Origin of the sequence: Aliiroseovarius sp. YM-037, from assembly GCF_048060095.1 — a bacterium.
GTDB lineage: Bacteria > Pseudomonadota > Alphaproteobacteria > Rhodobacterales > Rhodobacteraceae > JBLUOA01.
In genome coordinates, this window is record NZ_JBLUOA010000001.1 from 1990673 (window position 1) to 2010845 (window position 20173).

General features: G+C 60.5%; 17 protein-coding genes and 2 tRNA genes. 11 read left to right on the plus strand and 8 right to left on the minus strand.

The window, feature by feature from the left end; translation table 11 throughout:
• Nucleotides 1-33 precede the first annotated feature (33 nt).
• From ACEWPJ_RS09785 to ACEWPJ_RS09800, 4 genes are all read left to right on the plus strand, one after another.
• Nucleotides 34-3474 (plus strand): pyruvate carboxylase, encoded by a 3441-nt coding sequence (locus ACEWPJ_RS09785; RefSeq protein ID WP_416512808.1) that lies wholly within the window; start codon nucleotides 34-36, stop codon nucleotides 3472-3474.
• Nucleotides 3475-3555: 81 nt separating this feature from the next.
• A complete protein-coding gene (locus ACEWPJ_RS09790) occupies nucleotides 3556-4377 on the plus strand; it encodes a metallophosphoesterase (protein ID WP_416512810.1) in 822 nt (273 codons plus the stop codon).
• Between the two features lie 19 nt (nucleotides 4378-4396).
• Nucleotides 4397-5122, plus strand: a complete 726-nt coding sequence (locus tag ACEWPJ_RS09795; protein WP_416512812.1) for a TerC family protein — start codon at nucleotides 4397-4399, stop codon at nucleotides 5120-5122.
• 76 nt (nucleotides 5123-5198) lie between these two features.
• A tRNA-Gly gene (locus ACEWPJ_RS09800) sits at nucleotides 5199-5273 on the plus strand.
• Between the two features lie 67 nt (nucleotides 5274-5340).
• On the opposite strand, the gene ACEWPJ_RS09805 is transcribed toward ACEWPJ_RS09800, so the two are convergent.
• The 3 genes from ACEWPJ_RS09805 to rlmB all read right to left on the minus strand — a co-directional run bounded on the left by ACEWPJ_RS09805 (nucleotide 5341) and on the right by rlmB (nucleotide 7292).
• On the minus strand, nucleotides 5341-5769 hold the full coding sequence (locus ACEWPJ_RS09805; RefSeq protein ID WP_416512813.1) for a CoA-binding protein: 429 nt from the start codon (nucleotides 5767-5769) through the stop codon (nucleotides 5341-5343).
• Between the two features lie 195 nt (nucleotides 5770-5964).
• Nucleotides 5965-6423, minus strand: a complete 459-nt coding sequence (locus tag ACEWPJ_RS09810) for a YHS domain-containing (seleno)protein (RefSeq protein ID WP_416512814.1) — start codon at nucleotides 6421-6423, stop codon at nucleotides 5965-5967.
• A 92-nt stretch (nucleotides 6424-6515) separates the two neighbouring features.
• Nucleotides 6516-7292, minus strand: coding sequence for a 23S rRNA (guanosine(2251)-2'-O)-methyltransferase RlmB (rlmB, locus tag ACEWPJ_RS09815; protein WP_416512815.1), 777 nt, complete (start codon nucleotides 7290-7292; stop codon nucleotides 6516-6518).
• A gap of 111 nt (nucleotides 7293-7403) precedes the next feature.
• Here rlmB and ACEWPJ_RS09820 point away from each other — a divergent pair.
• Both ACEWPJ_RS09820 and hemP read left to right on the plus strand, forming a co-directional pair.
• A tRNA-Tyr gene (locus tag ACEWPJ_RS09820) sits at nucleotides 7404-7487 on the plus strand.
• Between the two features lie 256 nt (nucleotides 7488-7743).
• Nucleotides 7744-7920 carry a hemin uptake protein HemP gene (hemP, locus tag ACEWPJ_RS09825; RefSeq protein WP_416512816.1) on the plus strand — a complete coding sequence of 59 codons (177 nt, stop codon included), beginning with the start codon at nucleotides 7744-7746 and terminating at the stop codon, nucleotides 7918-7920.
• 7 nt (nucleotides 7921-7927) lie between these two features.
• On the opposite strand, the gene ACEWPJ_RS09830 is transcribed toward hemP, so the two are convergent.
• Nucleotides 7928-8335 carry a hypothetical protein gene (locus tag ACEWPJ_RS09830; RefSeq protein ID WP_416512818.1) on the minus strand — a complete coding sequence of 136 codons (408 nt, stop codon included), beginning with the start codon at nucleotides 8333-8335 and terminating at the stop codon, nucleotides 7928-7930.
• Nucleotides 8336-8478: 143 nt separating this feature from the next.
• Here ACEWPJ_RS09830 and ACEWPJ_RS09835 point away from each other — a divergent pair, with 143 nt between their 5' ends.
• Nucleotides 8479-9444, plus strand: coding sequence for a hypothetical protein (locus ACEWPJ_RS09835; RefSeq protein WP_416513032.1), 966 nt, complete (start codon nucleotides 8479-8481; stop codon nucleotides 9442-9444).
• An 83-nt stretch (nucleotides 9445-9527) separates the two neighbouring features.
• A complete protein-coding gene (locus tag ACEWPJ_RS09840) occupies nucleotides 9528-10820 on the plus strand; it encodes an O-acetylhomoserine aminocarboxypropyltransferase/cysteine synthase family protein (RefSeq protein WP_416512820.1) in 1293 nt (430 codons plus the stop codon).
• Between the two features lie 20 nt (nucleotides 10821-10840).
• On the opposite strand, the gene ACEWPJ_RS09845 is transcribed toward ACEWPJ_RS09840, so the two are convergent.
• The gene (locus ACEWPJ_RS09845; RefSeq protein ID WP_416512822.1) at nucleotides 10841-11539 is read right to left on the minus strand and encodes an SIMPL domain-containing protein; all 699 of its coding nucleotides are present in this window, start codon (nucleotides 11537-11539) and stop codon (nucleotides 10841-10843) included.
• A gap of 155 nt (nucleotides 11540-11694) precedes the next feature.
• Here ACEWPJ_RS09845 and ACEWPJ_RS09850 point away from each other — a divergent pair, with 155 nt between their 5' ends.
• On the plus strand, nucleotides 11695-14388 hold the full coding sequence (locus ACEWPJ_RS09850; RefSeq protein WP_416512824.1) for a hypothetical protein: 2694 nt from the start codon (nucleotides 11695-11697) through the stop codon (nucleotides 14386-14388).
• Nucleotides 14389-14414: 26 nt separating this feature from the next.
• Here the strand turns inward: ACEWPJ_RS09850 and ACEWPJ_RS09855 are convergent, their stop codons facing one another.
• Nucleotides 14415-15413: a hypothetical protein gene (locus ACEWPJ_RS09855; protein ID WP_416512825.1), complete on the minus strand. Its 999-nt coding sequence runs from the start codon at nucleotides 15411-15413 to the stop codon at nucleotides 14415-14417.
• Nucleotides 15414-15570: 157 nt separating this feature from the next.
• A complete protein-coding gene (hppD, locus tag ACEWPJ_RS09860; RefSeq protein ID WP_416512826.1) occupies nucleotides 15571-16665 on the minus strand; it encodes a 4-hydroxyphenylpyruvate dioxygenase in 1095 nt (364 codons plus the stop codon).
• 120 nt (nucleotides 16666-16785) lie between these two features.
• On the opposite strand from hppD, the gene ACEWPJ_RS09865 reads away from it, so the two are divergent.
• Nucleotides 16786-17259, plus strand: a complete 474-nt coding sequence (locus ACEWPJ_RS09865) for an Lrp/AsnC family transcriptional regulator (protein WP_416512828.1) — start codon at nucleotides 16786-16788, stop codon at nucleotides 17257-17259.
• Between the two features lie 7 nt (nucleotides 17260-17266).
• The gene (locus tag ACEWPJ_RS09870) at nucleotides 17267-19141 is read left to right on the plus strand and encodes a monovalent cation:proton antiporter-2 (CPA2) family protein (RefSeq protein ID WP_416512830.1); all 1875 of its coding nucleotides are present in this window, start codon (nucleotides 17267-17269) and stop codon (nucleotides 19139-19141) included.
• Here the strand turns inward: ACEWPJ_RS09870 and cobT are convergent, their stop codons facing one another.
• Nucleotides 19142-20155, minus strand: coding sequence for a nicotinate-nucleotide--dimethylbenzimidazole phosphoribosyltransferase (cobT, locus tag ACEWPJ_RS09875; RefSeq protein ID WP_416512831.1), 1014 nt, complete (start codon nucleotides 20153-20155; stop codon nucleotides 19142-19144).
• Nucleotides 20156-20173 lie beyond the last annotated feature (18 nt).

Below are 20173 nucleotides of genomic sequence, written 5' to 3' on the forward strand. Positions count from 1 at the left end.
GATCCACGGACCTGACGTAAAGGAAGCGTTCTGATGCCCGAATTTCAAAAGATATTGGTCGCAAACCGGGGCGAGATCGCAATTCGAATCCTGCGGGCCGCGAACGAGATGGGCAAGAAAACCGTGGCGGTCTTTGCGGAGGAGGACAAGCTGGGCCTGCACCGTTTCAAGGCCGATGAAGCCTACCGGATCGGCGAAGGGTTGGGCCCGGTCGCAGCCTATCTTTCGATTGAAGAGATTATTCGCGTCGCAAAGATGTCCGGTGCCGACGCGATCCATCCGGGCTATGGTCTGCTGTCGGAAAATCCTGAATTTGTCGATGCCTGCGATGCGGCGGGCATCACCTTTATCGGTCCGAAAGCCGAGACAATGCGGGCTTTGGGTGACAAGGCCAGCGCCCGGCGCGTCGCGATTGAGGCTGGCGTGCCAGTGATCCCGGCAACCAATGTTCTGGGCGACGATATGGATGCCGTCCGGCGCGAGGCTGCGGAAATCGGCTATCCCCTCATGCTGAAGGCTAGCTGGGGCGGCGGTGGTCGCGGGATGCGCCCGATCATGAGTGAGTCTGAGGTCGAGGAAAAAGTCCTCGAAGGGCGGCGCGAGGCTGAGGCCGCGTTTGGCAACGGCGAGGGCTATCTGGAAAAGATGATCCAGCGTGCCCGCCATGTTGAGGTTCAGATCCTCGGCGATCAGCACGGCGGGATGTATCACCTTTACGAACGCGACTGTTCCGTCCAGCGGCGCAATCAGAAGGTCGTTGAACGCGCCCCTGCCCCATACCTGACCGACGAGCAGCGCGAAGACCTCTGCGCGCTTGGCCGGAGAATCTGCGCGCATGTGAATTACGAATGCGCGGGCACGGTCGAATTCCTGATGGATATGGATGATGAGAAATTCTATTTCATCGAGGTGAACCCCCGCGTTCAGGTCGAACATACCGTGACGGAAGAGGTCACTGGCATCGACATCGTGCAGGCGCAAATTCGCATTGCGGAGGGCAAGACGATTGCTGAGGCGACCGGCAAAGCCTCACAATACGACGTGCGCCTGAACGGCCACGCGCTGCAAACCCGGATCACGACCGAAGATCCGCTGAACAACTTTATTCCCGATTATGGCCGGATCGCCGCCTACCGCTCCGCCACCGGCATGGGGATACGTCTTGACGGCGGCACCGCCTATTCCGGCGGGGTTATCACGCGTTATTACGACTCATTGCTGGTAAAGGTCACGGCATGGGCTCAAACGCCGAACGCCGCGATCCGCCGGATGGACCGCGCCCTGCGGGAGTTTCGGATTCGCGGCGTGTCGACAAACATCGCTTTCGTCGAAAACCTGCTGAAGCACCCGACGTTCCTGAACAACGAATACACGACGAAATTCATCGACGAAACGCCGGAGCTGTTCGAATTCCGCAAGCGCCGCGACCGGGCGACGAAGCTGCTGATCTATATCGCGGACATCACGGTAAACGGTCACCCGGAAACGCAAGGGCGGGAAAAGCCGGCGGCAGTGTCGAAGCCGCCAAAGGCACCTAAACCCCGCGTTGATCCCGCCCCCGGAACCCGGAACCTGCTGGATGACAAGGGACCGGCAGCGGTGGCCGATTGGGTTCGCGACCGCTCCGAACTGCTGCTGACCGATACGACCATGCGCGACGGGCACCAGTCGCTGCTTGCGACCCGGATGCGTTCGATCGACATGATAAAGGTCGCCCCCGCCTACGCCGCGCATCTTCCGCAACTGTTCAGCATCGAATGCTGGGGCGGCGCGACGTTCGACGTCGCCTACCGGTTCCTGCAGGAATGCCCGTGGCAACGTCTTCGCGATCTGCGGGCGGCGCTGCCGAACGTCATGACGCAAATGCTGCTGCGCGCATCGAACGGCGTCGGATATACCAATTACCCCGACAATGTCGTGCAGGAATTCGTGCGCCAAGCGGCTGAAACCGGAGTCGACGTGTTCCGTGTGTTCGACAGCCTCAACTGGATCGAAAACATGCGCGTCGCGATGGATGCGGTGATCGAGAACGGCAAGGTCTGCGAAGGCACAATTTGCTACACTGGCGATATCCTCGATCCGGATCGCGCGAAGTATGATCTGCAATACTATGTAAATATGGGGAAAGACCTTCAGGCCGCCGGGGCGCACTTGCTTGGCTTGAAAGACATGGCGGGGCTGCTGAAACCCACCGCCGCGCGCAAGCTCGTGACCGCGCTGAAGGATGAGGTCGGCCTGCCGATCCACTTCCACACACATGATACATCCGGTATCGCGGGCGCAACGGTGCTTGCCGCTGCCGAGGCGGGTGTCGATATTGTCGACGGTGCGATGGATGCGTTTTCGGGCGGCACGTCGCAGCCCTGCCTCGGCTCTATCGTCGAGGCGCTCCGCCACACCGAACGCGATACGGGCCTTAGCATCGGCGCGATCCGCGAGATCAGCAACTACTGGGAAGGCGTCCGCGCCCAATACAAGGCGTTTGAAAGTGGGCTGGAGGCGCCCGCCTCCGAAGTCTACCTGCACGAAATGCCCGGCGGACAGTTCACCAACCTCAAGGCGCAGGCGCGGTCGCTTGGTCTTGAAGACCGCTGGCACGAGGTCGCGCAGACCTATTCGGACGTGAACCTGATGTTCGGCGATATCGTGAAGGTCACGCCATCGTCAAAGGTCGTTGGGGACATGGCCTTGATGATGGTCAGCCAAGGCCTGTCGCGCTCGGATGTCGAAGACCCCGAAACCGATGTGTCGTTCCCCGACAGCGTGGTGGACATGATGCGCGGCAACCTCGGCCAGCCGCCGGGCGGATTCCCTGAAGGGATAGTGAACAAGGTTCTGAAGGGCGAAAAGCCCGACACGGAACGCCCCGGAAAACGGCTGGAGCCTGTCGATCTTGAAGAAACCCGTAAATCGCTGATTGAGGAGCTTGAGGGGTTCAAGGTCGATGGCGAAGACCTGAACGGATACCTGATGTATCCCAAAGTCTTCCTCGACTACATGGGCCGGCACCGCCAATACGGCCCGGTCCGCACGCTGCCGACCAAGACATTCTTCTACGGCATGGAGCCGGGCGAGGAGATCACGGCAGAGATTGATCCGGGCAAAACGCTGGAAATCCGTTTGCAGGCCGTTGGCGAAACCAACGAAGACGGCGAAGTGAAGGTGTTCTTTGAACTGAACGGCCAGCCCCGTGTCATCCGCGTTCCGAACCGTTTGATCAAGTCGCAGACCCAGGCCCGCCCCAAGGCCGACCCCGCCAACGCGGATCACGTCGGCGCGCCGATGCCGGGGGTTGTGGCATCCGTCTCGGCGGTCGTGGGTAAGAAGGTCAAGCAGGGCGATCTGCTGCTGACGATCGAGGCGATGAAGATGGAAACCGGGCTTCATGCGGAGCGCGACGCGACCATCGCCGCCGTGCATGTTCAGCCGGGCGCCCAGATCGACGCGAAGGATCTGCTTGTCGAATTGGAGTAATCACCCCGCGTTCTTTCCGGTCTTGGTATTCAAGGCCCGGCCATGTCAAATGGCGTGGGTTGATTAGGGAAAGGACGCGCGGTGCTGACCAACGCCAGCAAGATACTTGTCTTTACGGACGTGCATATCACCAAGGCCGGTCAACAGATCATCGGCCTTGATCCGCTTGAGAGGTTTCAGACCGGGCTACGACATGCGCTGGGTCACCACCCGGATGCTGAACGGCTGATTGTGATGGGCGACCTTGTTCATTTCGGCTCACGCAAGGAATACGAACGGCTCGCGGGGGCGCTTCGCGATGTGCCGATCCCGGTGCACCTGATGGTCGGCAATCATGACCGGAGGGAGGCGTTTCTTGAGGTTTTCCCTGATACGCCCGTCACAGGCTCCGGCCACGTCCAAACGGTAATCGACGTCGCAGGCACCCGGCTGATCCTTCTCGATACGCTCGATGGCCCACCCTACCCCGACGGCCACCATGCCGGACGGCTTTGCCCAGATCGCCTCGCGTGGTTTGACACGGCGATTGCCGAGGCGGGTGGCAGGAAACTGATGGTGTTCATGCATCACCCGCCGTTTTCCGTCGGTTTCGACGGGATGGATTCGATCCGCCTGGACGACAGCGACGCTTTCATCGCGCGGCTTCGGAACATGCCGAATGTCACCCACATCTTCGCGGGGCATGTCCACCGAACGATCTCGGGCCAGATCGGCGGCATCCCGTTTTCGATCCTGAAAAGCCCGTGCCACCAGATGCCCATGCTGCTGGGCGCAGCGGGCACTGCGCATTCCATCGTGGAACCCGGTGCCTACGGAATCGTTCTGATCACACCGGACAGCACCATCGTGCATACGGAGGATTTCGATCTTCCCGCCCGCGATATTCAATCTTACGAGACCTGACGCTTATTGGAGACCACGCATGACCGAACTTCTGAGTGATCCGTCCGTCTGGGCATCCTTCCTGACACTTACGATTCTGGAAATCGTGCTGGGCGTCGACAACGTCATCTTCATCTCGATCACCGCGTCGCGCCTGCCCGAAGAACAACGCCGCAGTGCCCGGATGATCGGGTTGACCGGGGCGCTGGTGATGCGGATCGCACTGCTGTTCTCAATCGCGTGGATCGTATCGCTGAAAGATACCATCTTCGAACTGTTCGGCCAATCCTTCAGTTGGCGCGATCTGATCCTGCTGGCCGGTGGCCTGTTCCTGATCTGGAAGGCGTCGACCGAGATTTTCGAAGAGGTAGAGGGCGAGCATGAGGAAACTTCGGTGGTGGCCGCAGGATTCACAGCGGTCATCTTTCAGATCATGGTGCTTGATATTGTCTTCTCGCTCGACAGCGTGATTACGGCCGTCGGCATCGCGGATCATCTTGAGGTTATGATCGCTGCTGTGGTCGTTGCGATCCTTGTTATGATGGCCGCGGCAGAACCAATCGCGAGCTTTGTGGAATCGCACCCGTCAACGAAAATGCTGGCCCTCGCGTTCCTCGTGATGATCGGCATGGCCCTTGTCGCTGACGGCTTTGGCGTTCATGTGGAACGCGGTTTCATCTATGCGGCGATGGTGTTTGCCGGCGCTGTCGAGGGTCTGAACCTTCTGCGCGCGCGAAACCGCCGCCGCGCGAAGGGGGCGCAGTAGAAAAATTCGCCGAAAGGACGATTTTCCCCTTGCAGCGTGAGAGGCTTGCCATTATCTCACGCCTCACCCAATGGATGCGGGCGTAGCTCAGGGGTAGAGCATAACCTTGCCAAGGTTAGGGTCGTGAGTTCGAATCTCATCGCCCGCTCCAATTTTCTAGATAGCGTTGCATGGCTGAAGGCTAAGATAGCCTTTTGCCGGGGCGTGTGCGCCCCGCGCTAGCGCCCGATCAGGCGGGCATATTCGATCTTTGGACAGCGGTTCTGTATCACGGTCACGCCAGCCGCTTCGGCGCGCGCGGCGGCCTCTGCATGTTGAACGCCAAGCTGCATCCAGATCACCTTAAGATCGGGCAAATTGACCAGCGCGTCATCCACCACCTCTGGAACGGTTTCTGACCGACGGAACACATCCACCATGTCAATCTGCGCGACGCCACGCGCCGCCGACAAATCTGGCTGAAAGACCTCGCCCAAGATCGGCGTCCCGACGTGCCCCGGATTGACCGGAATGATCCGGTAGCCGCGTTCATGCAGATAGTGGGAGACTTCGTGACTCGCCCGGTTGGGGTTCAACGACATCCCCACACAGGCGATGGTTTTGGTTTCGGTCAGGATGGTGCGCAACAGATCATCAGAATAGGTCATACTCCCCCCTAACATTCTGTGGCGGCAGAAAAAAGCGCCCAAGCAAGAATGCAAGGGCGCCAGTTACGGAACGAGGGACAGTGAAGAAAGGCGCAAGGTTCCGAGATTGCGCCTCGCCTTAGACATGGGGTCGTGGGGTCAGCTTATAAAGGGGTTGTAAAACTCTTGTGAACGCTGACCCGCGACCCAGAGCACCTAGTTTTCAAGGACGCCGGGCCAGTTTTGATCCGCAAGCGCGACGTTGCCGGGAATATCCTGCTGCCAGATTCCGCGCACCGACAGGCTGTAGTTCAGGTAAAGCTTGCCGTCATGCACCGTCCATGCGTCCGGCTCTGTCGAGGCCGTCGCGCCCTTCGACACCGCGTAGGCACAATAGCCGCCGTATTGCGGGGCAAAGGCGGCGGGATCGGCGGCGAACTGTTCCTTATTTTCGGGGGTCGCGAAATGCCACGTCGCGCCGTTCCAACTGACGCTATTATCAGCGCTGCCCTCGACGGGGGCACCGTCGGTAAAGTAGGCGATTGGGTCATAGCCGTTGATCGCCACGCCACCGGGCGCGAACACCTCGGGCGCTGCGGCGATAGCCGGTCTGACAATGGTGCCGACAACCGGCAGGGCGACAAGCAGGCCAAGAAAGGCGCGTCGTGTGGTCATGACTGTTCCTCCGTTTCGTCTTCCGATCCAAGATCGGGGATCGGACGTGCGAAAAGAAGGGGGCTGACGCAACTGTGATCACACGTGGGCGATCACCCGCGCACGGCATATAGCGCGACCGCCGCCGCGTTCGACACGTTCAGCGATCCGAACCCGCCGGAAAAATCGATACGGACAAGCTTGTCGCACGTCTCTTTCGTCTTGTGGCGCAGGCCCGGACCTTCAGCCCCAAGGACCAGCGCGATCGGGCGGTCGAGCATATCGCGCGTCGCATCTTCAAGCGTTTCGTCGGCCTCCCCGTCAAGCCCAAGCACCAGATACCCCATGCCTTGCAGGGTCGTCATCGCGTCGGCAAGGTTGCGGATGCGAAGGTAAGGCTGCCTCTCCAACGCGCCAGAGGCGGTTTTGGCGAGCGCCCCGGTTTCGGGCGCGGAATTGCGGGCGGGCGCGATGACGGCGCGCGCGCCGAACACCTCGGCAGAGCGCAGGATCGCGCCGACGTTGTGCGGGTCCGTCACCCGATCAAGAAGCACGACGCGCGGCGGCCTGCCGTCGGCCGCCATGCAGCATTCTTCCAGCGCGCCCCAGTCAAGCGCCTTGACCTCAAGCGCGGCCCCCTGATGCACCGATTGCGGGTCGAGCGGCGCGGAGAATTTGCGCGGATCGACGACCTCTGCCTCCATCCCCGACACGGCGATGTCATCGGCCAGTTTGTCGGACGCGTTCTTGGTCACGATCAGCCGCAGCTTTTCCCGCGCCGGATTGCGCAGCGCATCGCGAACCGCGTGCAGGCCGAACAGCCAGACGGTTTCCGCCGCCGACGCTTTCTTCGCCTGCTCTTTTTCGACGACCCATTTCGGCTTTTTCATTGCGGTTCCAACCTCGTTCAATGCGCGTCGGACAATGCGATGGGGCGTGGTCAGGTGCAAGGGATTTTCCTGTTGACGCATCACACCGCGAAGGCTATCCCCTGCCCCGTTGGGCGACGTGCTGCAAGGTGCGGCAGCGGACTGTAACTCCGCCGAGGAGACTCATGCCTGGTTCGATTCCAGGGTCGCCCACCACTTCCTTTCCCGTTGGAAAGCGACTGACTCCCCCAAAACCGAACCTTTGGCAATCGTTTCGTGTAAGCGATAATGGTGCAGTCTGCTCCCACTCCACATCTGAATCCCTTCGCCCCAAACCATCGGCCAATTCGCGCGGGCTTTGCCGCATCTGAAACCTCGCGTTGACAATTCCTACTCTTTCAGTCAGAAATATCGCAAGCCACCCCTTCGGGCCAGCCAAATCTGAAACGATCGTGCCGAAAGGACCTTTGCGATGATGATGACTCGCCCAAGCCAGCTGGAGTCGACCAGCCCGGTCAGGCCCGCCGACCTTCCCGTTTATGACGCAGAAGAGCTGACGCAGAACGGAAGCCTCGCCCATATCGCGTTGAACGGGCAGCTATATACCCTGCGGATCACCCGGCAGGGCAAACTTATCTTAACGAAATAAGAACGCGTCAGGGGATCAGGATCGCCTGACGCTCAAATCTCGCCGAATCTTCGCTGCCGTCGTCGTAGATGACCGTGACAGTTACTTGATTGACGGAATCGAGCGGCAGGGCGGTGTAGGGCAAGCCGTTATTGCCTTGGATCGCATTCGGCGTCGGGGTGCCTTCATAGCAGGTTTCCAGCGGCCACACCTGTTCCCGTCCGCCGTTGATCGAAAATCGAACCTCGCTCAGCCCACAGCGCCAGCTTTCAAGCTGTGTGAAGTAGAGCAGATCCTGCCCCTCATACCGGCGCAGCGCGATCCAGTTGGCACGGGTCGCCGTCAGGATCGGCCGCACCTCGCCCGCTGTGGTGAATTGCTGTGCGCTGGCCGGCATCGCCATCAGCGCGGTCAGTATCGCAAGTCCTAGTCGCATTCGTCCTCCCATATGCGCGGCGAAACTTGCCTTTTGACGGGCGCATAACCTCGCTATAGTCGCGCAAAACACGCCTCCGACCCCGGAGAGTGCGCAGGCAGAGTATGGCAAAGAACCCCGCAAAGCGACCCCCCTTTAACGTGATGATCGTCGGCCAGTCGGGCCGTTTGCAGTATGAGGCGGTGCTGTTCGCCGCGTCCCTGCGCCAGTCCGACCCCGACTTTGCCGGTCGGCTGTTTGTTGCGGAACCCCAGCCCGGCCCAAAATGGGGCGATGATCCACGTATCACCAACGCCGCAACGCGCGAATTGCTTGAACATTTGGGCGCCGAGATCATCCCCTTCGACAGCGTCCATTTCGGAGAGTCCTACCCCTACGGCAACAAGATCGAAGCGCTGCTGGCCCTGCCAAAAGGCGAGCCGTTCGTGTTTTTCGACACTGACACGCTTGTCACCGGCCCGCTGTCGCAGGTCGCCTTCGACTTCGACCGGCCCAGCGCGTCGATGCGGCGCGAGGACACGTGGCCAGTGATCGAACTTTATGGCCCCGGCTATGGCCAGACGTGGAAGGCGCTTTATGACAAGTTCGGGCTTGAGTATGAAAGCACGCTCGACCTCAGCCAGCCAGACGAATACTGGGAACGTTACCTTTATTTCAACGCCGGTTGGTTCCACTTTCGCTGTCCGCATGAATTTGGCTATCGCTTTGCGGAATACGCGCTGGAAATCCGCGACAACGCACCGGAAGAATTGGTTTGCCAGCAGATGGACCCATGGCTCGATCAAATCGCGCTGCCGCTTGTCATTCATTCCTTCGGCGGTGGACGTCCGGGGCCAGAGCTTGCGGGCCTTGATGGGGATGTCACCTGCCACTACCGCGTGCTGCCGCTGCTCTATGCCCGTGAATCGGATCGCGTCGTTGATGTGCTGGAAAGCGCCGCCGCGCCGAACAAGATCAAGAAGGTGCTGAAGCAATACGACCCGGCAAAACGGATGATATTTCAGGGCCGCGGCACCAAGGTTCGGGCGATGTTTGACCAGAACAACCTGCCCCGCCGCGAACAACAGATCAGAAACCGGATCAAGCGCGAAGGGTTCTGGATGCGCTGACATCCGCCCCGCCCTCGATTTATAAAGTTGAGGATTGCGCCTTGTTCCACTAGACCAAAGCTTGATTTCAGGGAGATACCGCAATGACAGACAAGCCCACCCAAGCCTTCGACACGCTGCAAATCCACGCAGGCGCCAACCCGGACCCGGCCACAGGTGCCCGTCAGGTTCCGATCTATCAGACGACCGCCTACGTCTTTCGGGATGCGGAACACGCCGCCGCGCTGTTTAACCTGCAAGAAGTTGGCTACATCTATTCCCGCCTAACCAACCCGACCGTCAGCGCCTTGGCCGAACGGATCGTGGCGCTTGAAGGCGGCGTTGGCGGTATTTGCTGTTCGTCGGGCCATGCGGCGCAGATTATGGCGCTGTTCCCGCTGATGGGTCCGGGCCGCAATATCGTGGTTTCCACCCGCCTTTACGGCGGCACGGTCACGCAGTTCAGCCACACCATCAAACGCTTTGGGTGGAGCGCGAAATTCGTTGATTTCGACGACACCGATGCGGTCAAAGCTGCGATTGATGACGACACCCGCGCGGTGTTCTGTGAATCCATCGCGAACCCCGGCGGCTATATCACCGATCTTGACGCCATCGCCGCGATCTCAAATGACGCGGGCGTTCCGCTGATCGTCGATAACACATCGGCGACGCCCTACCTGTGCAACCCGATCAAGCACGGCGCGACGCTGGTCGTGCATTCGACGACGAAATACCTGACCGGCAACGGCACGGTCACCGGCGGCGCGGTTGTCGACTCCGGCAATTTCGACTGGTCGGCGAGCGACAAGTTCCCCTCCCTCTCTACACCGGAAGACGCCTATCACGGCCTCAACTTCCACGCAGCGCTTGGCCCGATGGCGTTCACGTTCCACTCCATCGCCGTTGGTCTGCGCGACCTTGGTATGACGATGAACCCGCAAGCGGCGCATTACACGCTGATGGGGATCGAAACGCTAAGCCTGCGGATGGATAAGCACGTCGCCAACGCGGAAAAAGTGGCGAATTGGCTGGAAAACGACGACCGGATCGAAGGCGTCACCTATGCCGGGCTAAAATCCAGCCCCTATTACGACCGCGTCAAAAACATCTGCCCGAAAGGTGCCGGTGCGCTGTTCACGGTCGCGGTCAAGGGCGGCTATGACGCTTGCGTGAAACTGGTCGATAGCCTTGAGTTGTTCAGCCATGTCGCCAACCTAGGTGATACGCGGTCGCTGATTATTCACTCCGCTTCAACAACCCACCGGCAGTTGACCGAAGAACAGCAGGAGGCCGCAGGCGCGGCCCCCAATGTCGTGCGACTTTCGATCGGGATCGAGGATGCCGACGACATCATCGCCGACCTTGACCAGGCGCTAAGCAAGGCGACAAGCTGATTGTCACTGATCGGCGGGGGTCATTCCCCGCCGACAAGCTCATAAACGATCGTGACATTCGCCTGCGTCGTGACTTCACCGCTGGCGATCGGAACATCTGCGCCACGGGCCATCGACGCCTCCATCATCATCATCGGCTGCGGTGACGCTCGCCCGTGTTCCGAAATTGTCATGACGTTGCCAAGCGTGACACCTGCCGCCTCTGCATAAAGCTCTGCCTTGCGGCGCGCATCCTCAACCGCGCGACGCCGCGCGTCGTCCTGATGCGGCTGCGGGTCCTGAAACCCGAAGCTCAGGCCGTGGAACTGATTGGCTCCGCTTTCCAGCACGGAATCAAGCGTTCCGCCCATAGTCGCCAGATCACGCATCCGCACCGTCAAAGTGTTTGACGCGACAAACCCGATCACGATCGGCCCGGACCGCGTGCTGGAGGAGTTGTGATCCATCCGCGGATTGATGTTCAGGTTGCTGGTCTGCATATCCCGATCTTCGATCCCCGCCGCCGAAAGCTGTTTCAGCATCGCGCTGACCCGTTCGGAATTCGCGGCCATCGCTTCTGCCGCTGTTTTGCCCTCTGTCACCACGCCCAGCGATATCGTAGCCATGTCCGGGGCTGCATCGACTCGCCCCTCGCCCGTCACCGTGATTTGGCGCATCTGTTCGCCCATCGCGGGAACCGCCATTGCAAGGCTCGCCACTAATACTATCAAAAACCGCATTGTCATTCCTTTCATTCGGTTCAAACTCGCCCCTTTAGACGCGCCCCGCAACCAAATCCTTGGGGCTTCTGCTTTTCTTGCCTAACTTACTGATGTAGAAATAGTTCAGTATTGATGTACCCGAGGCCAGCGAGCGTTTGTGCTAGTTTGACGAGATGAAACCCAATTTCGCCCTGAATCTTTCGCACGACGGAATAAGCCTTCTGCATCGCACGCCAGGGGGCTGGCATCTTATCGGCGAAACGGCGCTTGATAGTTTCGATTTCACCGAGACGTTGGAGTTCCTGCGCCAGACAGCGGTCGAACTGGGCGGGCGCGGGTTGGCGACAAAGCTGATCCTGCCGAATTCCGAAATCCTATATACCGAAATCGACGCCCCCGGCCCCAGCGATGCGGAGCGGGAAGAGCAGATCAAAGCGGCGCTGGCCGACCGCACCCCATATGAAGTTGAGGATCTAAGTTTTGACTGGCGCGCCAAGGGGGCCAAAGTTCAGGTCGCCGCCGTTGCCAAGGTCACACTGGACGAGGCCGAAGATTTCGCCGTCGAACATCGCTTCAACCCGGTCAGCTTTGTCGCGATCCCCGATGGCGACACCTTCGCGGGGGAGCCGTTTTTCGGCCCGACCGGCGCATCCAGCACCTTCCTTGAGCGGAACGAGAAAGTCGAACGGGACGCGTTCCCCGTCAAGATCGTGCCGCTGCCCGAGGCTGCGAGTTTCAAGCACGCTGAGCCGGAAAAGGTGGTGGAGCCGCCAAGCGCACCGCCGGAAGATCCGCCGAAGGATGAAAAGCCGGTTGTTGATGAGATGCCGGAAGCGGTTGAGGCCGAAGCAGAGACTTCACAGGGCGGCGTGAAGAGTGATGTTCAAGATACTGTAGACGAAGAATTTTCTTCTGACGATGAACATGATGACTCTCAAGAACCGGATCAGACCGACGATCTCGCAGAGGATGCCGCACCCGAGCCGGAAGCTGCAGCAGAACCCGAGACGACACCCGAGCCAGAACCAAAGGTCGCGTCTGACCCAGTGTCTGAGCCTGATCCGGAGCCTAAACCGGAAAAAACCGTCCCGCTGACTGCGGGAATTTCGCGACCTGAGAAACCGGCAGAACCGCCACGGACCGAGGGGCCTGACAGCACCGAAGAAACGCCGCCTAGCCCTACATCCTCCAAACCGCGCAAGCGCAAATCCAAGGATAAGGATCAGCCTGTCGTCCCGTCCTTCTCCTCCAGCCGTACCGAAAGTGCGGAGCCGGAAAGTGCTGAGTCTGACGACGACCCCGTTGAACCGCTGCTGCTCTCGCAAGCGCGGCTGGCGATCGTTCCGGGTAACGGCAAGGGCGACGCGCCGGTGCTTGGCGCGGCGATCAAGACACCCGGCGTCACGATTGCATCGCCGCCTGACCTTCCTGCGCTGTCGCCCAGAAAACCGACGGAGCCGGTCGTAACGACCTCGCTATCATCGCCGCCGCCACAGTTGGACGTTCCGGCGTCCCCGGATATTTCCGTCCCCGCCCCGACCCCTGCGGCGACCAGCCTTGACTCTCTGCTTGGCGTGCCAAAGCCGGCCCCGATCGAAGGGGTGGAGCCGCCGACACCCGTTGAAAGGCCCGCCGCGCTGACCGCGTTTGGCGCGAAGAGGAAGCCGGCACAGCGCGGCAAGCCCCCGCATCTTGCCCTCATCCTGACGCTGGTGCTGCTCGCGTTCCTGGCGCTTGCCGCGGTCTGGTCGACCTTCGTCCTTGGCGATGGATTGTCGAGCTGGTTTGGCGGCGGCGAAACCACCACGACCGCCGATGTCGAAGAAGGCGAATTGGGCGAACCGATTGACGAAGGCGAACCCGCAGAAACGGCGGAGGTCGAGGTCGCGCCCCCGATGTCCGAAGAGGTCGCGCAGGCGTTTTACGATGAAACCGGCGTCTGGCTTCGTGTTCCGACGCGGCCCAGCCTACCGCCGTCGCCGGGGCTCGACGATCTATACGTCGCCTCAATCGACCCGCCCGCCGCATCACATGACGCCATCGCGCTGCCGACCGTCGACCCGATGCCGAACGAAGGCAAGCTGCCACAGCAGGTCAATCCGGCCCCGCAAGGCACGCGGTATGAACTTGATGAACGTGGTTTCGTCATTCCAACCGCCGAGGGGGCGATCAACCCCGATGGCGTTCCCGTCTTCGCGGGTCGCCCGTCCAAGATCACGCCGCCCCGGCCCCGATCTGTCGCGTTACCGGCAGAGGCGCTCGACCCGATTGAAGCCGCGATCATGGCGACGTTCAAGCCACGCCCGCGCCCCGACGATCTGCAAGAACGGTTTGAACGGGCGCAATATGGCGGCCTGACCCGGACGGAGCTTGCAGCACAGCGCCCTGCCCCGCGTCCCGAAGCGCCGCAGCTTGCCGCAAGTGTCGATACCGCGCCCACGGCCCTTGCCGTTGCGCAATCCCCCGCGCCGCGTCATCGGCCAGACCAGTTCGCCCAGATCATCGAAGCGGCGCAGGCCAACATCGCTGCCGCTGCGGCCGCCGCAGCATCCAGCGGCAATTCAGCGCCCGCCGCCGCAGCATCGGCAAGCGTCGCCGCTGGCCAAGCCCCGTCAATCCCCACCCGTGCATCCGTCGCGCGGCAGGCAACCGTGCAAAACGCGATCAACCTGCGCCAGCTTAGCCTGATCGGCGTCTACGGCACATCGTCCCAACGCCGCGCATTGCTGCGCCTGCGCAACGGGCGTTACGTCAAGGTCGAAGTCGGCGACCGGGTGGACGGTGGCCGCGTCTCAGCCATCGGCGACAGCGCCCTGCAATACACGAAGGGCGGGCGGAATATCACGCTTCAGATGCCGGATACCTGAGGGTTGGCGAAAGCCGTCGCCCGCTCTCACGTCTTGATGAACCAAGTGATCGCGTTGCTGTAACCCGCCTTTTCCAACAGCACTATTTTCGATGACCAAGCCGCAGGACAAACGAGCAAGACGGCGTTGTTCCCCCGCGATTGCAAAGCGCTTTCTGCCGCATTCAAAAGGGCGGTTGCTGCAAGACCGTCGCGCCCAAGCCGATCTGGGTTCTCAAAATCGCTATGGAAATAGTCGTCGATAAAGCCAGTGCCGGCGACATCGTGCGCCGCAGGGAAGTGCAGTGCGGTTGCGGGCTGCGAAATCGCGTATCCATCGACATCGCCACCGCGCTCCGAAACAAACATATCGCGATCCGGCAAAGTCAGACTGCGATCCATCCAAGACCCGAACCGGGCGTTCGCCTCGGGATGCGGTTTCCAAAACGTGTTGTGAAGGTCGTGCAGGATGCGCCGATTGATGGCGCTTGAGGCGACGATTGCGGGCACATCGTCTGGCTGCGCCGCGCGGACGCCTTCAGACGCTGGGCTGTCGCGCAGATCGGTTTTGGCGAAATACAGCGTCAAAGGCTGATAGCCTTGGGCAGCGTATTCGGCCTCCCACGGGCCGCCTTGCGCGGACGACGCCACCAAGATTTTTGCGCCCGCCTCGACAAGATCAGCCTCAGCGGCTTTAAGAAGGGATTGCTGCGTTCCCTCCGGCGCGCTGTCCGCGACAAAGCAGTCCTCCATAATTAGCCCCGGTGCGCCGAACTCGCCCGCATAGATGGGCGGAACAGGAAGCAGGATCGTGTGGGTTAAGCCAATAACCTCACCGTCGAATTCGGCCAGAAGCCACTGCTGGCGGAACGGTGGGTTATCGTTTTGCATCGCTGACCCGACAGTCGACCGAACCTTGTCGCGCGCGTTATCGTCCAGCTTCCAAAGCGTTGGGTTCACGGCCCGCCTCTGCTCCGCATCCTGAAGAAGCAAATCGACCATTACCTCAGTATCTGACGGTTGTGCGGCGCGAAATCTGACGGGCATGTGCAATCCTCAATGCAAGAGTCTTGATCGGTCATATCGCACGGCGCGCAGGCCCGAAAGCCGGCTTGCACAGTGTCGCCGGGCTTTACGTCTGAACGCCCCCCACAAAAAAGCCCCGGCGGTTGCGCCGGGGCCAAGTCTTTCGACGGTCGCTGGTTTATTCCGCTGCCAGCTCTCCGGTGTCGATCTGCTCTTGCTCGATCGATTCAAACAGGGCCTTGAAGTTCCCTTCACCGAACCCGTCATCCCCCTTCCGTTGGATGAACTCAAAGAAGATCGGGCCGATCACGGTTTTGGAAAAGATCTGGAGCAGGATGCGGGTTTCGCCGCCATCGACCACACCTTCGCCGTCAATCAGAATGCCGTGCTTCTTCATCCGGTCGAGCGGTTCTTCGTGGCCGACCACGCGATCTTTGCTAAGCGCATAGTAGGTATCCGGCGGGCCGGGCATGAATTTCAGCCCGTTATCGGCAATCGCGTCGGTTGAGGCATAGATGTCTTCGGTCCCGACAGCGATGTGCTGGATGCCCTCGCCGTTATATTTCTTGAGGTAGGACACGATCTGCCCCTTCTCGCCGCGATCTTCGTTGATTGGGATACGGATACGACCGCAGGGCGAGGTTAGCGCGCGGCTGACAAGGCCGGAATACTTGCCTTCGATGTCAAAGAACCGGATTTCCTTGAAGTTGAACAGGTCGCCGTAGAACCTGAACCACTTGTCCATGTTGCCCTTGTGGACGTTGTGGGTCAGGTGATCGAGGTAGTAGAATCCGACGCCTTTCGGATGCGCGTTGGCGATCCATTCGAACTCATCGTTATAGGGGCTGGTCGCGTAATACTGGTCGATGAAATACAGAAGCGATCCGCCGATCCCATAGATCGCGGGCACGTCCATCGACTTGCCATCGCCTTCGTAGGGCTTCGCACCCTTCGCCATCGCATGTTCAAACGCTTTCTGAGCGTCCACCACCCGCCACGCCATCGACGGGGCGCAGGGGCCGTGTTCCTCGACGAAGTTCATGCCAAACGATCCCGGCTCTGCGTTCAGCAGGTATGAGATGTCGCCCTGCTTCCACAGTTCGATCTTCTTGGTCTTGTGGTTTGCGACGTGTTCGTATCCCATCTTGGCGAACAGGTCGCGCAGTTCCTGCGGCTCGGGGTGGGCAAATTCGACGAATTCGAACCCGTCGGTGCCCGCGGGGTTTTCATCGGTGATGGTCGATCTTGGGGCGTTGTGGGGGAATGGTCCCATGTTTCATGCTCCTGTGCGCTGATTCCCGTGCAGGATACGCCCGTTTCGGCGGCGAATTTGCGCGTTCTGGTGCATCTTCGCGGGTTGAATTGCGCTGTTTTCGCGCGTAACCTACCTATCATGCAAATTCCCCGCACGAAACTGGATGAAACCGACAGCCGCCTGCTTGCCGCCCTGCAGCGAAACGCGTATCTGACCTCGCAAGAGCTGAGCGAATTGTTGAACCTGTCGGCCAGCCAGGTGGGTCGCCGACGCCAACGGCTTGAGGCTGAGGGGTATATCTGCGGCTACTCGGCCCGGCTTGATCCGCATCGCGTCGGACTGACGGTGCAGGCCTTCGTGCAGGTCCAGATGGTTGACCACGATCCCGACACGGCCAAGAGTTTTGCCGGGCTGGTTGATCGCCAGCCCGAAATCACCAGCGCGTGGACCCTGACCGGCGAAGCCGATTATCTTCTGCGCGTCTATTGTGAAGACCTGCCCGCATTGAATACTCTGATCCATGATACGTTGCTACCGCACAAGGCCGTGGCCCGCGTGCAAAGCCAGATCGTTATGAACCAGTTCAAGTCGGACGCCCCACTGCCAACCTGAGGATTTCATGGAAACTTTCCTGTATTCAGCGACCATCTACCTTGCCGCTGCGGTGATCGCGGTTCCTCTGGCTGCGCGGACGGGCCTTGGCTCCGTTCTGGGATACCTTCTGGCCGGGATCGTCATTGGCCCGATCCTTGGCCTTGTTGGGGCAGAAGCAGAAGACCTGCGCCATTTCGCGGAATTCGGCGTGGTGATGATGCTGTTCCTCATCGGGTTAGAGCTTGAACCCCGCGCCCTGTGGAACATGCGCGACCGCCTGATCGGACTTGGTGGGTTGCAGATTGTCGGCACGACGATCCTTGTGACGGCCGCAACGATCTGGCTGGGCCATGAATGGCCAGTGGCGCTGGCGATCGGGTTGATCCTGTCGCTCAGCTCAACCGCGATCGTGCTACAGACCTTGTCCGAGAAAAACCTGATGCAAACCTCTGGCGGGCGGTCTGTCTTTTCGGTCCTGTTGACGCAAGACATCGCAGTGATCCCGATGCTCGCCCTGCTGCCGCTGCTGGCGATTTCGGGCATTTTCAACGCGGCGTCCCACAAGAACGATCACGGTGGCGACAACCCGGCGGAAGAGGCGATGACCTTCGTAGAAAGCCTGCCCGCCTGGGGCGTGACGCTTGTCACCCTCGCCGCAGTCGGGATCGTCGTGCTGGCCGGGATTTATCTGATCCGCCCGGTGTTCCACTACATCCACAAAGCCCGACTGCGCGAGATGTATACCGCGCTCGCCCTATTGATCGTCATCAGCATTGCGTTTCTGATGACCGTTGTGGGCCTGTCCCCTGCGCTTGGCACGTTCCTTGCGGGTGTCCTGCTGGCAAACTCCGAATTCCGGCATGAGCTTGAAACCGACATCCAGCCGTTCAAGGGGCTGTTGCTTGGCCTTTTCTTCATCACGGTCGGCGCGGGTATCAACTTTGCCGCTTTATGGGCGGACCTTGGCGATGTGATCGGGCTGACCATTCTGTTGATGGTGCTGAAGGGCGTGGTTCTGTTCGCCCTCGCCAGTTTCTTTGGCCTGCACAAGCGGGATAAGTGGCTGTTCACGCTCGGCCTCGCCCAAGCCGGTGAGTTTGGCTTTGTCCTATCGAGCTTTGCGCTGCAACAGAACGTCATCCCCACGGACCTTGGGCAGAAATTGCTGCTGATTATCGCGCTGTCGATGTTGCTGACGCCGCTGTTCTTCATCCTCTACGATTGGCTGAGCCAGCGGATGGGCGAGGTCACGACCGACCACGAACCCGACCATATCGACGAACAGGCCCCGATCATTATCGCGGGCATTGGGCGGTTTGGGCAGGTCGTCAACCGGATGGTGCAGCTTGCGGGCAAGCAAACGACCGTGCTGGATCATGATCTTGAGACGATCCAACTGATGCGGAAATTCGGCTTCAAAGGGTTCTTTGGCGACCCGACCCGGCCCGACCTGCTGCAAGCGGCGGGAATCGACAAGGCCGCCGTCTTTGTCGTCGCGATCGACAACCCCGTCGATGCGGTCAAGCTGGTACGGCTCGCCCGCAAGCGCAGGCCTGACCTTCATATCATCGCCCGCGCGCGGGATCGGGTGCATACCTATGAACTCTACCGTGCCGGGGCAAACGATATCGTGCGAGAGATGTTCGACAGTTCCCTTCGCGCCGCGCGCTACGTTCTGGAAAACACCGGGCTTAGTGAATATGAGGCGTCCCAACACGAAAAAGCGTTCTTCCAGCTCGATCGATACGCGCTGAAAGAGCTTGCCGCGCTTTGGGACCCGAACCAGCCGGTGTCACGAAATGACGCCTATATCGAACGGTCCCGCGAACTGAATGCAGAGCTTGAAACCGCAATCGTTGAGAAGATCGCGCAGGAAGAGGACGACGCCGAAACCGCCTGATCAGCCGCCGGAGACTCCGGCCTCTGCAAAGGTTGCCATTCCCGAATGACACGCGATAGCGCCTTTCAGCACGCCAATCGCCAGCGCGGCCCCCGACCCTTCGCCAAGCCGCATGTCAAGGCTGAGGAGCGGCTGTTTCCCAATCCGATCCAGCAGGGCGGCATGGGCGCCCTCCTCCGACAAATGGCCAGCGACAGTGTGGGCGATTGCGTCATCTGACAGGGAATGCAAAACGGCGGCAGCGGCGGTGCAGATAAACCCGTCGAGGATGACCGGAATGCCGAGAACCCGCGCCCGCGCAATGGCCCCCGCCATCGCCGCGATTTCCCGTCCGCCGAGGCAGCGCAGCACCTCAAGAGGGTCGTCCGACGCGTGCCGTTCCGCGCCCTCATCCACCACGCGGGCTTTGATGCGTAGCCCGACGTCATCAACGCCCGTTCCGCACCCGACCCAGTCTTCACCCGCGCCGCCATAAAGCGCGCAGGCAATTGCCGCGGCTGACGTCGTGTTGCCGATCCCCATCTCGCCCGCGACCAGCAAATCAGCGGTCGGGTCGACCGCTTGCCAACCGATGTGCAAGGCGTCGGTAAATTCCGCCTCTGTCATGGCGGGTTCAATCGTGAAATCAGCTGTAGGGGTATCGAGCATGATCGGATGCACAGTCAGCGACGCGCCGAACGCCTTGGCCAATTGATTGATCGCAGCACCGCCGTTTTGAAAGTTCAATACCATCTGCGCAGTCACTTCAGCCGGAAACGCCGACACACCTTGCGCAGCGATCCCGTGATTGCCTGCAAAGATCAGGACTTGCGGCTTCTCCAGCGCGGGCCGTGCGGTCCCATGCCAACCTGCATACCAGATTGCCAAATGCTCAAGCCGCCCCAGCGCGCCGGGTGGCTTGGTCAGTTGCAAATTCCGATCCTGCGCGCCCTGACGGGCGTCGGGGTCGGGTGCCATTGCGTCCGACAGAAGGGCGCGAAACGCCTCAACAGTTTCGAAATCCGGTTGCGTCATGGTGGCCCTCGTTGAAAT